This window comes from Vibrio sp. 1CM24A (assembly GCF_023161725.1).
GTDB lineage: Bacteria > Pseudomonadota > Gammaproteobacteria > Enterobacterales > Vibrionaceae > Vibrio > Vibrio coralliirubri.
Genome location: NZ_JALNTS010000001.1, coordinates 12,839 through 26,590, shown reverse-complemented (window position 1 = coordinate 26,590; position 13,752 = coordinate 12,839). Strand labels below are relative to the sequence as shown.

The 13,752-nt window shown below is 45.3% G+C and carries 14 protein-coding genes and 1 riboswitch; of the genes, 3 read left to right on the top strand and 11 right to left on the bottom strand.

The features are described from left to right. Nucleotides 1-162: 162 nt before the first annotated feature. Complete coding sequence (locus MSG38_RS00130; protein WP_213865367.1) at nucleotides 163-591, bottom strand: PACE efflux transporter; 429 nt, start codon at nucleotides 589-591, stop codon at nucleotides 163-165. Nucleotides 592-728: 137 nt separating this feature from the next. Between MSG38_RS00130 and MSG38_RS00125 the strand changes: the two genes are divergently transcribed. Together MSG38_RS00125 and MSG38_RS00120 are read left to right on the top strand one after the other, a co-directional pair. Further along, nucleotides 729-1,631: a LysR family transcriptional regulator gene (locus MSG38_RS00125; RefSeq protein ID WP_248400664.1), complete on the top strand. Its 903-nt coding sequence runs from the start codon at nucleotides 729-731 to the stop codon at nucleotides 1,629-1,631. Between the two features lie 424 nt (nucleotides 1,632-2,055). Continuing rightward, nucleotides 2,056-2,400, top strand: coding sequence for a hypothetical protein (locus MSG38_RS00120; RefSeq protein WP_048659932.1), 345 nt, complete (start codon nucleotides 2,056-2,058; stop codon nucleotides 2,398-2,400). 122 nt (nucleotides 2,401-2,522) lie between these two features. Here MSG38_RS00120 and thiE read toward each other — a convergent pair whose 3' ends face one another. After that, a complete protein-coding gene (gene thiE / locus MSG38_RS00115; protein ID WP_248400662.1) occupies nucleotides 2,523-3,140 on the bottom strand; it encodes a thiamine phosphate synthase in 618 nt (205 codons plus the stop codon). Nucleotides 3,141-3,402: 262 nt separating this feature from the next. Between thiE and MSG38_RS00110 the strand changes: the two genes are divergently transcribed. Further along, the gene (locus tag MSG38_RS00110; protein WP_248400661.1) at nucleotides 3,403-5,346 is read left to right on the top strand and encodes a methyl-accepting chemotaxis protein; all 1,944 of its coding nucleotides are present in this window, start codon (nucleotides 3,403-3,405) and stop codon (nucleotides 5,344-5,346) included. Between the two features lie 155 nt (nucleotides 5,347-5,501). On the opposite strand, the gene thiM is transcribed toward MSG38_RS00110, so the two are convergent. The 9 genes from thiM to MSG38_RS00065 form a co-directional block, all read right to left on the bottom strand. Next, a complete protein-coding gene (thiM, locus tag MSG38_RS00105) occupies nucleotides 5,502-6,287 on the bottom strand; it encodes a hydroxyethylthiazole kinase (RefSeq protein WP_248400660.1) in 786 nt (261 codons plus the stop codon). Nucleotides 6,288-6,316: 29 nt separating this feature from the next. Continuing rightward, complete coding sequence (gene tenA, locus MSG38_RS00100) at nucleotides 6,317-6,997, bottom strand: thiaminase II (protein ID WP_017109110.1); 681 nt, start codon at nucleotides 6,995-6,997, stop codon at nucleotides 6,317-6,319. A gap of 8 nt (nucleotides 6,998-7,005) precedes the next feature. Further along, a complete protein-coding gene (locus tag MSG38_RS00095) occupies nucleotides 7,006-7,962 on the bottom strand; it encodes an ABC transporter substrate-binding protein (protein WP_248400659.1) in 957 nt (318 codons plus the stop codon). A 46-nt stretch (nucleotides 7,963-8,008) separates the two neighbouring features. Beyond that, nucleotides 8,009-8,824 (bottom strand): ABC transporter permease, encoded by an 816-nt coding sequence (locus MSG38_RS00090; RefSeq protein WP_248382527.1) that lies wholly within the window; start codon nucleotides 8,822-8,824, stop codon nucleotides 8,009-8,011. Further along, nucleotides 8,817-9,575 (bottom strand): ABC transporter ATP-binding protein, encoded by a 759-nt coding sequence (locus MSG38_RS00085; RefSeq protein WP_248400658.1) that lies wholly within the window; start codon nucleotides 9,573-9,575, stop codon nucleotides 8,817-8,819. The genes MSG38_RS00090 and MSG38_RS00085 overlap by 8 nt, the downstream gene beginning before the upstream one ends. Further along, nucleotides 9,565-10,458: a bifunctional hydroxymethylpyrimidine kinase/phosphomethylpyrimidine kinase gene (gene thiD, locus MSG38_RS00080; protein WP_248400657.1), complete on the bottom strand. Its 894-nt coding sequence runs from the start codon at nucleotides 10,456-10,458 to the stop codon at nucleotides 9,565-9,567. The genes MSG38_RS00085 and thiD overlap by 11 nt, the downstream gene beginning before the upstream one ends. Before the next feature lie 97 nt (nucleotides 10,459-10,555). After that, nucleotides 10,556-10,667, bottom strand: a riboswitch (TPP riboswitch). A gap of 98 nt (nucleotides 10,668-10,765) precedes the next feature. Next, a complete protein-coding gene (locus MSG38_RS00075; protein ID WP_248400656.1) occupies nucleotides 10,766-11,683 on the bottom strand; it encodes an EamA family transporter in 918 nt (305 codons plus the stop codon). A gap of 85 nt (nucleotides 11,684-11,768) precedes the next feature. After that, the gene (locus MSG38_RS00070) at nucleotides 11,769-12,497 is read right to left on the bottom strand and encodes an AraC family transcriptional regulator (RefSeq protein WP_029224262.1); all 729 of its coding nucleotides are present in this window, start codon (nucleotides 12,495-12,497) and stop codon (nucleotides 11,769-11,771) included. A 173-nt stretch (nucleotides 12,498-12,670) separates the two neighbouring features. Further along, nucleotides 12,671-13,696, bottom strand: coding sequence for a DUF4382 domain-containing protein (locus MSG38_RS00065; RefSeq protein ID WP_248400655.1), 1,026 nt, complete (start codon nucleotides 13,694-13,696; stop codon nucleotides 12,671-12,673). Nucleotides 13,697-13,752 lie beyond the last annotated feature (56 nt).

Sequence of the window (13,752 nt, the reverse complement as noted above, 5' to 3'; positions counted from 1 at the left end):
TCCTTTCCTCTTAATCTGTTCTTTCAAGAACTCTAATTATCACCTTCTTTAAGATAGCAGAACAAACGACGAGTTACCTAGGCCTACTAACCGAATGTCTCTGTCAAAATAACGAATAAACAAACGGTTAGTAGTCAAACACGTGTTTACTGACTTGGTAGATTACTGAACGGCTAGATCCGCTCGGCGTACCCAGAATGCTCGGACATGATCGTAAATCAGATTAAACACAAACGCGTAAATGGTAATAAAAATGGTCACGCCGATATCCATCAAAAATGCCTGCCATAACCCCACATTAAGCAAGTATGCCATCACAGGGATCGTCGCTATCAACAAGCCAGCCTCAAATAGCACGACATGAAAAACACGTAACTTGAGTGAACGCTTGGATTTTTCACCCGTGAAATAACGATCGAAAATACGGTTAAAACAGTAGTTCCAAATCATCGCGATGGTCGCAACAACTATCATGGTTCCTGATAAGGCATTTACATCGTGCTCAGTAAATATCGCTAAACCTATAATTGAAAGCGTTACGGCCAAAACTTCGAATAACACTGAGTGGAACACTCTTTCTAACGTACTCATACATTCCTCTAAATAATCTAGTATGTGTTGGATTAGCTAGGATTATGTCATCGGAAATAATAAGAGAAAGTTAACAGCCATCACGATTAGTGATAGCCTGAGTGAAATATCCAATTTTGTATTGAGCAAGAGATAACATGTATAGTTTTGAGCAATTAAAAGTATTCGTCACTGTATGTGAAAGTGGCTCTTTCTCTGCCGCGGCACGCAAGCTGAAACGTGCTCAGTCTGGAGTCAGCCAGTCGATCGCCAACCTAGAAATCGCCATCGATCAAGAGCTGTTTAATAGAGAGAAAAACATCCCCGTTTTAACCAACACAGGCAAAGCATTATTGCCTGTGGCTAAGTCGATTCTTGACCAGCAAAAGTATTTCGATCAAAAAGTAGAGTCGCTAACACAAGAAGATGAGCATGAACTGATCATTGCGGTTGATGAGAGCATCATTGATAAGAACTTCATAAAGATAATCAGCTCACTAGCTGATCAATTTCCAATTACTCACTTCGATATCATTACCGCTTCTACCTTCGATGTTGAGGACATGGTGAGGCGTGGAAAAGCGCAGATTGGCATCATCTATGCGGATGGTGAACTTAAGGTAGATATGGACTTTTTCTTACTTGGCCAAGCACGCTTTCTCACTGTCAGTTCTGCCACGCACGAACTAAGCCAAATGCCCGTTGTGCAAGATTCCGATCTAAAACGTTACCGCCAGTGCGTGCATCGCAGTTCAAAGCAACGCGAACTGTGGTTCACCTACGGAATTAGCTCCATGCTTTGGTATGCCAACAATCACAAAACCATTATTGATCTCGTTGAACAAAATATTGGGTGGGCAAATGTACCTGAAATGATGGTGATGGAAAGCATTCAAAAAGGTGATCTTGTGGCGTTACCTGTCTCGCACGAGCATGGTGGTTGGATTACTCCTGTGGGTTGTTTGGTGTCTCGTAGCCACATCAATGGCCCAGTTCTCACTAGCCTTATTGAAAAGCTTAAGGGACACTCACTGCAATACAATCAATGGCAAGCCAACTAGCCTCTTGTATTTTTCAAAACTCCTCTATTTTCAAAACATCGTCAATTCAGAGATTCAATATCGGCGTGCAACTCACCAGCGCTACCTCATTTCTACTTATCTTGCCGACAAATATCTTTGTCGTGTGGATAAAACACCCTAGTTGATGTCCCAAAGTGACCTAACTACACTGCGATCCCAACGGGTTTGTCTTTTCAAACGAATTTAGACAGACCCAAATCGCTCTTTAACACCACTGACCCAACTTCAAATCTCCCAGATAAACGTTCTGCCTTGCAGTCGCTTATGCCGGTTTCAAATAGATCACTTTTTGAATATTAATTCGCACCCAGTTTATGAGCGCTCTTCGAGTGCTTTTCTATATCTAAATGAACCTTTTGGAAAATTTGTCGTGAACGTTTTAAGAAATATTTGCCCTGAGAAAATGGGTAAAGAGCGTAACAAACGAGAGTATGATTTACGCGTACTTAATTGTGTCAGTGAAAGCGAATATGAATCGCGTATGGCTGTTTGGAATAGCCTAGCGTTAACTGCTACTCCGTCAGCTTCGGAAACAAAGGGCTTCATCGATGAGTCTTTCAACAAGCTTCAGCAAGACCTGAAAGAAGCTAGCCGTGAGTTGTCGATTAACTACACGGACTTCATCGCAATGGCGCATGAAGAGATCAACTACATTAAGGTGTTTGTTGCTGATAAAACCGCACAATACGGTTGGTACGCTGCGATCGTTCTTATGATCATCGGCACCGTTGCTCTGTGCATTCAGTAAACCAAACCCTATGTTAGATAGAGCACCTTAAATGCTCAATCGATAAGCACATCTAGCACAGCTCTGTGTTTTCACTAGAAAACAGATGACTAACCTCATTTGTTTTCTAGTCTAGAACCCCTTCACTCTTCCATTAAAAATAGCAAATCCTGTGTCGCTTGTTTTGGGCTTTCAGCGTGACATATCGCTGATACCAAGGCCAATCCATGAATGCCTGTCTTAACCAACTGCGGAATGTTCGACTCGTTAATTCCACCGATACCCACAATCGGCAACTTCGTTGTTTCCAAAGCCATTTGAATACCTTCATAACCCCAATGTTTCTTTAGATTCGTCTTGGTCGGAGTGGCAAAAAGCGCACTGAGTCCAATATAATCGATCGGCAAACTATCGGCTTGTTGTAGCTGCTGTTCAGTTTCAATTGATAACCCAAGAATCTTATCCGGGCCAATCAACTGACGTGCTAACTCTGCAGGCATATCCGATTGCCCCAGATGCAAGCCATCGGCGTCGACAGCCAATGCAACGTCCACTCGGTCATTGATGATCAACGGTACACCTGAACCAGCCAAAATGGACTTAACAGCTTGTGCTCGTTCAATGAAGGCTCTTACATCCCCATGTTTCTCTCTCACTTGGACCATGGTGACGCCACCCACAACCGCTTGTTCAACCACGAACTTAAGTGTTTCTAAATCTTGTTGGTCATCCGTTACTAAGTAGAGCTTATAAGGGTTCATTTCGTACCTTCGGAGTCGATGTCTAAAATTGGCGTTGCACCATTTTACCGACAAATCGCATCATGTGCATGGAAGTTAATACTAAATTAGCTCACTTACACATGTGTCATCAAATACGCAACTCGTTGAAAGCATATCGAAAAACCTGAACTTTTTAACTAAAGCGTTACTTATTACACAAAGTATTCACTTCAAGCATGCCCAGAATGCTGTTTTATGAAATACTCCGCTGTGAAGGAATCAGGTAAATATAGGGATAGTTATGCGCCACCTTTCTATAGCGCTTAAGATCAAGCTGGGTTATGCCATCTGCTTGCTCTTTTTCGTCATTTCAGGCTTTGTGAGTTACAAAGGTATCCAAACCTTGTCGAACGGCTTCAGCCAATACAGTGAACTCAGCCATAAAGCGACACTCTCAGGCAACATTCAAGTGCACTTTCTTCAGATGCGTTTAGCCTCTGAACGTTACTTAGAGTCATTGGATGAGCAGTACGAAACTAATTATCAAGCAAGCAAACTCGCGATTGACGATCTTCTCAACAACTTAATCCAATCCACCACCAAAACCGATAGCCTAGCTAGCCTGCAACTCGTGCAAGACAGCGTTGCGGCGTTTGATGTGGCTTATGGATCAATGAAACAGAGTGAGCTCCTTATTGACCAACTGGTAAACGTTGAGATGGTACAACGAGAAACCAACGCACTGAAAGCAGCTCAGAGCTTGTTGTATGAGTCTTACAATAACAACGATCCAAACGCGAGCTTATACGCGGGCATGTTGATGGAGAATTTCCTCGCAGCCAAGATCACCGTACTCAGTTACTCAAACAACAACGATCTTAAAACCTATGAAGCGGGTAAAGACATCTTTGAATACGCGCTACCAGGTATTGAAGGCGATATTGAATCTCTCAAATCATCACCTTATCAAAGTGAGCTGATTGAAGACTTCTCGAACCAACGTGAAGCGTATGCAAAAGGCTTTGAGCAAGTTCATCAACAGATGATTGAGAACACGCAAAGAACCGCTACCCTTGCCTCTATTGGTGACAGCTTAGCGATTGCGGTCGCGGATGCTCAAAGTATTCTCGAGCAGCAGAAGCAAGCGCTCACGCCAGTGCTACAAGCCAGTGAGAAGCGATCAATTCAAATCATCATATTGCTGACGGGTGTTGCCTTAGTTATTGGTATGACGAGCGCCGTGCTAGTGACTCGCTCTATTACCAAAGGCATCGAGCAGGTTAAACAGATCACCAACGAACTTTCTCAGGGCAACCTGAATGTTGAAGTGAACATCGAGAGCAAGAACGAGATTGGCGAACTGCTGACCAACATGGAGATCACCATTGAATCTCTACGCGATATTGTTGGTCAAGTTAACCGCTCTAGTGTGCGTATTGGCGAGATGTCCAAATCACTCAATCAAGTGACCAATAACAGCTCGACTAACGCAACACAGCTAAACAGTGAAATGATGAACATCTCATCCGCGGTTGACCAACTAGCTTCAAGCACATCAGAAATTGCTTCAAGTGCTAACCACGCTTCTCAAGTGGCGAACCAAGCAACCGAGAATGTGGCAATGGGGCTGAAAGAAGTAGACAAGACACTGCACGAAATTGGCAGCGCCGATGAAAGCATGCAGGTCAGCAGCCAAAAAGTGACTGACCTACATAAAGAGTCGATGAACATTGGTGCCATTCTTGAAGTAATCAAAGGCGTTTCTGAGCAAACCAACCTGTTGGCATTGAATGCCGCTATTGAGGCAGCGCGCGCAGGTGAACAAGGCCGAGGATTTGCCGTCGTAGCCGATGAAGTAAGGACTCTCGCTAAGCGTACCCAAGATTCTGCAAGCCAGATTGATGAGCTCATCACCTCGCTACAACGTGGTGCCAAAGACGCACTAGAGTCAATCAAAGAGAGTCACAGCACGGTTTCCGATGCTTCAACTCAAGCGCAACAAGCTTCTCAGAACTTGCACGTGATTAACCAACACATCCAAGATTTGAATCAGGCCAACAGCCAAATCGCGATATCCGTCGATGAGCAGGATTGCTTAACTAAATCACTGGGTGAGAACGCGCAAGGTGCAAACACGATTGCTCAAAGTAACCAAGACTCAGTCAGCAGCATTTCTGGCGCGGCAAGCGACTTAACTGAGGTTGCTCATCATCTAGAGAGCCAAGTAAATCGATTTAGAACCTAACGCAACTAGCCTTTAACGCGGCTGACACGGTTCCGAACCAATAATATAAAAAGCCCCCAACACATAAGTGTCGGGGGCTTTCTTTTAGTTAAAAGCTTTAAATTAAGAGCTATTAACTTCGAACGATCAGTTTTGAGCTTAGAACTAGATTAAGCCTACTGAATCTTCAGACGCTGAATCAGTGTCTCTTCATCGAGTTGATACAGCTCATCAAGCAAGTTCATTTGCAAGCTACCTGGGCCACGAGAGTTCTCAGCCGCGATTTCGCCAACCACACCCAATACCGCCGCAGCAGCCAAACCACTGTCATCACCGACAGCCGCAAATGCTCCGGTCAATGCTGTTAAAGTACAGCCCATGCCTGTCACATACGGCATCATTGGATGACCATTGTTTAACGTCACAACACTGTCTTTCGTGACAACGTAATCCGTCTCACCAGAAATAACCACATTCGCATCGTATTCAGCCACTAAGCATTGCGCAGCGCCTAATGCAGCATCACTGCTATCCAACGCATCAACGCCTTTGCTCTGTGCTTGCTCACCCGCTAGCGCGATAATCTCAGACGCATTACCACGAATGATTAGCTTATCCGCTAAGCGTGCGATTTCACGAGAAGTCTCGGTACGCAGCGTACTTGCGCCACAACCCACAGGGTCAAGAACCACCACCTTGTTGTTCGCGTTCGCTTGCTCAACAGCAAAACACATTCTTGGCGTCCAAACACTGTCGAGCGTGCCAATGTTGATCACAAGCGCGCCAGAGAAAGACATCATCTCAGCCAGTTCTTGTTGTGAGTGCGCCATAATAGGCGAAGCGCCAATCGCCAATAATGCATTGGCCGTGTTGTTCATCACGACGTAGTTGGTGATGTTCACAACCAGTGGTTTTTGCTCTCGTACTGCGCGTAACGATTGAATAATTTGTTCAGTAAGCATGGGTAAATCCTTATTCGTTAAAGTCGCTTTTAGGCCGCTGTTGAATCATTAAGAGCGTTCAGTCCTTGCTGCCAAAAAGCCACTTCCATACGCGTTGCGGTTTTGAAGATATGAACGATGTTCTGACCGCGCTCGCTGTTGATATCAATTTCAGCAAGCAGCTGATTGAAGTATTCTGCGCCCGTTGCCACACCAGATTGGAACTCTTCTCCGCCGTAAAGCTGAAGCCAGCTCGCGTATGGGTTGCCTTCTAAAACAGTATCGCTGCTTTCTAACAACGCTTTACCGATCACAGCGTAACCAATGGAACACGGAGCCAGTGCCGCATAAAGATCGACAAGATCACCCGTCATGCCGGCATCCAGAACATAACGTGTGTAAGCAACTGTACCAAAATCTTCCGGTTCATTTTCCAAGTCAGATTCGGTTAAACCCCACTGACCACAGTAAGTCACGTGGTGAGAAATTTCAGAATCTAGCAGAGCATGAACACTTGGCAATGCACGGCGCATATCAGCCAGTGTTTTTGCCTTGTAAATCGCCAACGCATAAGCGCGGGCATATTGCTTCAGGAACAGAAAGTCTTGCTTCAGATAATGCAGAAAACACGGCTGAGCGAGCGTGCCGTTTGCCAGCGTTTTAACAAAATCATGCTCGGTGTAGTCTTGCCAATCTTGTTGACAGGCTTGGATTAAGTCTTGGTATTTCATGAGATTCCTTAGTCAAAAGTCGGTACGTAGTCAGCGGCTTTTGGTAGTGATTTGATAATGCCTTTGTCGAACATGAACTGTGCGTAATCGTCGTAACGTTTTAGATCAACCGCTGAAGGGCGAAGTGCAAAACGAGTCAATGTGTCGTTCCATGCGCGTTGGTTAAGTTCGTTGTTCAACGTATCTGGAGAGTACGCAACAAACTCGCTCCATGATTCTTGTGGGTGGTTCACGATGTAAGTTGTTGCTTGCTCTAATGCTTTGTTGAACGCTTTGATCGCTTCATCATCGTGCTGCTTTGCGTTCGCAACAAAGATAAGCTCATCGTAAGCTGGCACACCGTGCTCTTCTGGGAAGAACGCTTTTGCTTTAAAGCCTTCAAGGGCTAACTGGTTGGTTTCGAAGTTACGTAGACCACCCCAGATTGCATCTACCTTGCCTGATGCCAATGAAGATGAAAGTGCCCAACCAACATTGATGGTTTGCACATCGGTAAACGCAACATTTTCTTGCGCTAGCATGGTGCCGATAGTCGCTTCTTCGTTTCCTGCGATCGCAATACCGATCTTTTTGCCTTTCAGATCCGCTAACGAATCGTTCTTGCCATTATCCAAAACCATCAACGTATTCAGTGGCGTTGCGATAAGAGTAGATGCACGAACGAGAGGTAAACCTGCCGCTACATCCATGGTTAAACTTGGTTGGTAAGTTACCGCTAAATCGATCTTACCTGCCGCGACCAATTTTGCTGGCGTGCTTGGGTCTGCTGGCTCTTGAATTTCAATGTCTAAGCCTTGGTCAGCAAAGTAGCCACGCTCTTGAGCGATCACAATTGGACCATGGTTCGGGTTCACAAACCAATCCAACATCAGCGTCAGTTTCTTTTGTTCAGAGTCCGCTAGAGCATGACCTGAAACTAGCGAAGCAAGCAGTGCCACTGCACCTATCAATTTTGTATTTTTCACGGTTAACCTTTCCTTTTGAATATTATTCTTATGTTGAGCGAAGCCATCATTGGTTTTCCCAAGGGATAGCTTTTTTGAGTAATTTATCTGTAACGAAGTAGAGCGAGATAGACAGCACCGCCAAGATGAACAAGGCCGCAAACATCTCATCAATGATCATGCGTGCGTTAGCCTGTAGCATTAGGTAACCCAGCCCCTCACTCGAACCCACCCACTCGCCGACGACCGCTCCAATTGGCGCAATCACCACTGCCACACGAATGCCAGACGCTAAGGTTGGCAGTGCAGCAGGAAGTTGGATATGGCGAAGCAATTGCCATTTCGATGCACCCATCGTCTTGGCAAGATCAAGATAGCCTGTCGGTGTATTTCGCAAGCCGTCATAACAACAAGTGGTCACAGGGAAGAAGATAATGATCGCCGCCATCACCACTTTTGACGCGATGCCATAACCAAGCCACAACATCAATACTGGCGCGATAGCAAATACAGGTATCGCTTGGCTGGCAATTAAGATAGGCAATAGCCAACGTTTCAACGGATCAAACATCAACATCTGCAGGGCGAAAAACAACCCCATCGATAAACCAAGCAGCAAGCCAAGTAGGATCTCTTGCGCAGTCACCCAAGTGTGTTTGAGTAACACATCGTAACGTTCAATCAGCTTTAAAAAGACTTCTGCTGGCGCTGGCAGAATGAAGCTCGGCATCTCGAAGACAACCACAACTAACTGCCATAAACCGAGAATCACAGCACTGCTGATAAGCAAACGAACAACTGGATTCATCTGACGAGGGCGTGTAGTGGTAGCCTGTGCGTTAGTTGAACGAGCCACAGCTTCGCTTCGCGTTAGATCATTCATAATCACGCTCCAACTGATCTAAGATCGCTTGTTGTAACTCAGCGCATTTTCCATCCAACACTCGTGGTGTTGACGTGAGAGGCACGGATAAAGATTGAGCATTCGCAGGTGTGCCTTGCAACACATACAAATTGTCCGCCAAACGCACCGCTTCTTGTGGATCATGAGTAATCAACACAACGGTTTTATCTCTTAACAATTCACACGCTAAACTTTGCAGCTTGTGTCTTGTTACCGCATCCAGCGCAGAGAAGGGTTCATCCATCAGCACAACTGGCTTGTCTTGCATTAAAGTTCGAGCCAAAGCGACACGTTGACGCATACCTCCAGACAACTGATCCGGCATCGCATTCGCATAATCAGCCAAACCAACCGCAGCTAACAACTCGAGTGCTTGATTAGTTTGCACTGCTTTATCAGAAGCTGGATTTTGAAAACGATGACTCAGGCAAACATTGTCGATGACCGATAGCCACGGCAATAACAAATCCTGCTGCGCCATGTAAGCGATTCGATCCGTTAAAGGCAATTCATCGGACGTTGCCAATGTGCCCTGCCACTCCACCTTGTCGTCCAGCAAGCCTGCCAGATAACGCAATACCGTGGTTTTCCCGCAGCCACTTCGACCCAGCAATACCGTCCACTTACCTGCGTTTAAGCTAAGCGACAACCCAGACAAGGTCGCGTGCTCACTGTCGTTATAACGTAAGGAGGCATTGCTGAGTTGAACACCAACGGTATTAACGGACATTACCGTGTCCAACGAAGAAGTGATTTACAGGCCCATGACCTTGGCCGACTTGTAACTCATCAGCGTGAGCAATCGCGCGAGAAATGTATTGTTTACCTAGGTCGACAGCGTCTGACAGCGTGTTGCCTTGCGCTAAGAAAGAAGCAATAGCTGAAGAAAGCGTACAACCCGTACCGTGCGTGTTTTTAGTAGGGAAACGCTTCGCGCTAATCAAGGCAGAGGTAGTCGGCAGAATCAGTAGATCGTTACTGTTCTCATCCTTCTCTAGGTGGCCACCTTTCAAGAGAACGGCTTTAGCACCTAGTGCGCGCAGGTCTTCAATCATGCCCTGCATTTCAGCTTCGCTTTCAGGTACTGGCTTGCCTGTTAATGCTGCGCCTTCAGGTAAATTAGGAGTAATGATATCTGCCAGCGGAATCAACTCTTGTTTTAGCGTCGTGATAGCTGAGTTTTCTAGAAGAAGGTCACCACTTGTCGCGACCATCACAGGGTCAATCACTAAGTGCTTAGGTTGGTACTGCTTAATTTTGTCAGCAACGACTTTGATGATTTGCGAATCGGCCAACATGCCGACTTTCACAGCCACGATATTGAGATCAGTGAAAACCGCATCTAACTGGCTAGCAACATGGTCGAGTGGAATAGGACAAATGGCGGAAACGCCTTGCGTGTTCTGAGAAGTGATCGCGGTAATTACCGAACAAGCGAAACTACCTGTCGCAGACATGGCTTTAATATCAGCTTGAATACCGGCACCGCCGCCACTGTCTGAGCCAGCGATCGTCAATACAATCGGAGTGTTCGTTCGAATCGAATCATCAGCAGAGTGCTGTGAAGCTGAGGCTTTTGGCGTTAGATCTTTTGAAATAGAACTGTGTGTCATTGTCGCTCCTACTATCTTACAAGACGTAGGAGAACGAACACCGATCGAAGGAGAAGTCGCATTGGATTCATGAACAGTCTTCATGAGTGCAGACGTAGATCGAGTGCTTATAGTTCCCTACGCCAGTGTTAACTGAATCAGGTTCAACGGGTCTCGACTAACGATCTCAGCAAACACCAAATAAGGTATATGCCCCCCGACTATTGATAGCGATAGTAACAGCACTCTCACAACTGAGATACTGATTTTATTCAAATATAAGAATTACGCATGAATAAATTTCAATTAGGCACTACAAAACAAACACTTATAACGTTCCTTTAGCTGGCTTCGACTGTATAAACAAGCACAGCACAATCAGAGACATACCTAGCCAGCCTGTAAAAGGAATCAGCTCACCGACAACGCAGACGGCAAGCACCGCTGCAACTACTGGTTCAAACAGAGTCAGCAGATTGGCACTGCTCGCGGTGACATGGCGTAAACCAAAACTGAAGGCGACATAGCCCAAGCATTGTGGGATTAAGGTCAGATAACTGATCACTAATACGTTGGTCTGCGAGGAAAACAGGTTATCACCCGTAAACCAGAGTGTTGGCAGCAACAGTATCGCGCCGAGGCCAAAAATACTGCCCATCGCCGCTTGTGACTTAATCCCTTTATCGATCAGTGCTTTTGTCGCCCAAGAATAAATGGCGTAACACAACCCCGCGAGCAGACCTAAAGCAATACCCAATAGCTTGAGATCATCACCGGATTCGCTCACCGATGAAGATTCTGAAAACACCAACATCCCAATACCCACCACACCAATTGCAAAGCTAGTGAGCCAACGTCGGTTGATATTATTCTTTTTGCTAATCAGACACTCTAACAATGCAGAAAAGAAAGGTGCTGTAGCAATCGAAACCACGGTACCAATCGCCACGCCAGATAATTTCATTGAAGAATAGAAAGCTAAAGGATAGACCGCCAAAGCCAAAGCGCTCACTGCCAACAGCCTCTTGTTCTGCCAAAGTTTGTCGAAAGCGAATAGGATTTTTCGATACGCTAAGCCCGCTTGCATTAGGCCGCCAACGCCCATAGAGAAAGCGCCAATCGCCAATGGACTTAGATCGGGAGCAAAACTTGCGGCGGTGCCTGTCGTGCCCCATAAAATAGAAGCAAACAAGATGGCTAAAGTGCCCGTTTGGAATTCATTAACGCGATTGATGGCCAGATTCATTTCTATTACCCAATTTTCAGTTCTGAAATGGATAATAGTGAAGATTGATAAAATTTAGTTTGCCAAAAGGACGCTATTGTTGTTTCTAAAGACTCTCTTTCATTGAGCCTAGAAACGCCCTTGGAGACATCCCAAAGTGCTGAGAGAAGCGACGACTGAAAGCAGAAACATCACTATACCCCACATTTTCGGCAATCAACTGAACCGGTAAATCGGTGTGGGTTAACAAGGCTTGGGCTTTCTCCATACGATATCGAGTGATGTATTTAAGCGCACTGATGCCCAGGCACTCTTTGAAGCGTTTTTTGAATTGAGTGGGACTCAAGCAGGCAGTTTCAGCAAGTTGTGAAATGGATAACGGCTGGGTATAGTTATCCGCGATCAGCCTTTGTACGGCACGGATTCTTGGGTCGATGCTCTTACTCACTTGTTGTTGCTCTAACAGCAGTGAAAACACATCCAAGATTGATGACTCAATACCACTATCGACCTGATACTCCAGCTGCTTCTCAACAAACAGCAAGAAGCTCATTAAAGGTGGCGTTATCGTGAAAACCGAGAGCTCATGCTCCAACAAATGCTGCGGCAACTCCGCCATATCTGCGACAATAAACCGCGCTGCTTCATCCGCCTTAAACGCATGCGCTGTGGTTACTGGAATCACCACACATTCGCCCACGGCCACCTTACCGACATACCCCACCATCTCGATATTGATACTACCTTGGATTGGCAATACCAATTGGTGATGGTCATCATGAGCATGGGTATTAAATTGCTTGGTGTAAGATCGAATGCTTAAGCTAGATTTCATAATCAACGCCGGAGTACATTTCGCTAGGTTAAAGTAAGAGATACAAAGTTACATCATCACTTCCCTAGAGTCACACTCAATGCGCATCAAATTCATGCTAACTAGGTGACATGATCAAAAACGGCCTCCAAATAAGAGGCCGTTTTGATTAAAAAGTGTCATTCACATAAAGTTTAGAATGATACTTGGCTATCCTGACCAACCACTACCTGAACACTATTTTGAACATCATAGATTTCAAAACCATCAGCAACTGGATCAGCATTGTCTTCATCACTGTCGAACTGCGCAGTACAGGTATACCCCAATGAGTAAGTACCTGGATCAATGAAGCCCAATGAGAATTCAAAATTAGTTTGGTCTTCACCAAGCGCAACGGAAGCTGAAGTAACGGGTTTTACTTCCTCACTACCACCAATCGGAGCCATGTCAGCTTTATCAACATCACCTTCATATAGATAGATAGCTTGTACTGTCCCACCATTATCTGTCAGACAGTTTTTATAAGTTTGAAGTGCAACGCTTCCTTCTATATTACCTGTTTTGGCCGTATTTATTAGGCTCACAGACGTTCTTTGAATGGTGTAATCAGGGAGACTTGAACTGTTCTTTAGGCCGCGTCGAAGATCGAACTCGACAACAAAATCGTTACTCTGTTGGTTCACATTAAATGAATCATTAAAGTAAAGCACGCCAGCGTTATCTTCTTTACCCACACCTTGCGGGCACGCGCCATTACCTTTCACCGTTAACTTTTGTTCCACATTATTATCATCTACGACATATGATGGATCTGTTGGATGATCGCCATCATTGGCAAACACACACAACTTATAGCTGCCTACCGGAATGACCTCATTTTCAATCAAAGGAAGCGCATCGCTGCCTTGGTAATCCAGCAAATTCACACTTAATGGAATCGGATCCTCACCATCTGGCAATGGATCGCCATTTTCATCAACGTAATCGCCGTTTTCGTCCGTTTTATACACATCATAAATCAGTGGCGAACCTCCCCCTTGAGGAAGTAAAGCGACCTTACTGAATGTCACAGTTACGTCTTTAACATCATCAATGGGCGCATCACTCACGCTCAAAGTAATTGGTGTCGTGCTGCTTGATGAACCTGAATCACCGCCACAACCAACAAGCCCAGCCAGCACAAGGCTCGCTAAAGCGGTTTCCTTTAAATACTTCATAACTCATTTCCTATAAATCACTGCTCAATAAAGGGCTTAATTTGTTGCCCTCTTAT

Bases quoted from the DNA above. Each gene is read 5' to 3' on its own strand.
- MSG38_RS00130 (WP_213865367.1), bottom strand. From the start codon at position 591: ATGAGTACGTTAGAAAGAGTGTTCCACTCAGTGTTATTCGAAGTTTTG.
- MSG38_RS00125 (WP_248400664.1), top strand. From the start codon at position 729: ATGTATAGTTTTGAGCAATTAAAAGTATTCGTCACTGTATGTGAAAGT.
- MSG38_RS00120 (WP_048659932.1), top strand. From the start codon at position 2,056: ATGGGTAAAGAGCGTAACAAACGAGAGTATGATTTACGCGTACTTAAT.
- thiE (WP_248400662.1), bottom strand. From the start codon at position 3,140: ATGAACCCTTATAAGCTCTACTTAGTAACGGATGACCAACAAGATTTA.
- MSG38_RS00110 (WP_248400661.1), top strand. From the start codon at position 3,403: ATGCGCCACCTTTCTATAGCGCTTAAGATCAAGCTGGGTTATGCCATC.
- thiM (WP_248400660.1), bottom strand. From the start codon at position 6,287: ATGCTTACTGAACAAATTATTCAATCGTTACGCGCAGTACGAGAGCAA.
- tenA (WP_017109110.1), bottom strand. From the start codon at position 6,997: ATGAAATACCAAGACTTAATCCAAGCCTGTCAACAAGATTGGCAAGAC.
- MSG38_RS00090 (WP_248382527.1), bottom strand. From the start codon at position 8,824: ATGAATGATCTAACGCGAAGCGAAGCTGTGGCTCGTTCAACTAACGCA.
- MSG38_RS00085 (WP_248400658.1), bottom strand. From the start codon at position 9,575: ATGTCCGTTAATACCGTTGGTGTTCAACTCAGCAATGCCTCCTTACGT.
- thiD (WP_248400657.1), bottom strand. From the start codon at position 10,458: ATGACACACAGTTCTATTTCAAAAGATCTAACGCCAAAAGCCTCAGCT.
- MSG38_RS00075 (WP_248400656.1), bottom strand. From the start codon at position 11,683: ATGAATCTGGCCATCAATCGCGTTAATGAATTCCAAACGGGCACTTTA.
- MSG38_RS00070 (WP_029224262.1), bottom strand. From the start codon at position 12,497: ATGAAATCTAGCTTAAGCATTCGATCTTACACCAAGCAATTTAATACC.
- MSG38_RS00065 (WP_248400655.1), bottom strand. From the start codon at position 13,696: ATGAAGTATTTAAAGGAAACCGCTTTAGCGAGCCTTGTGCTGGCTGGG.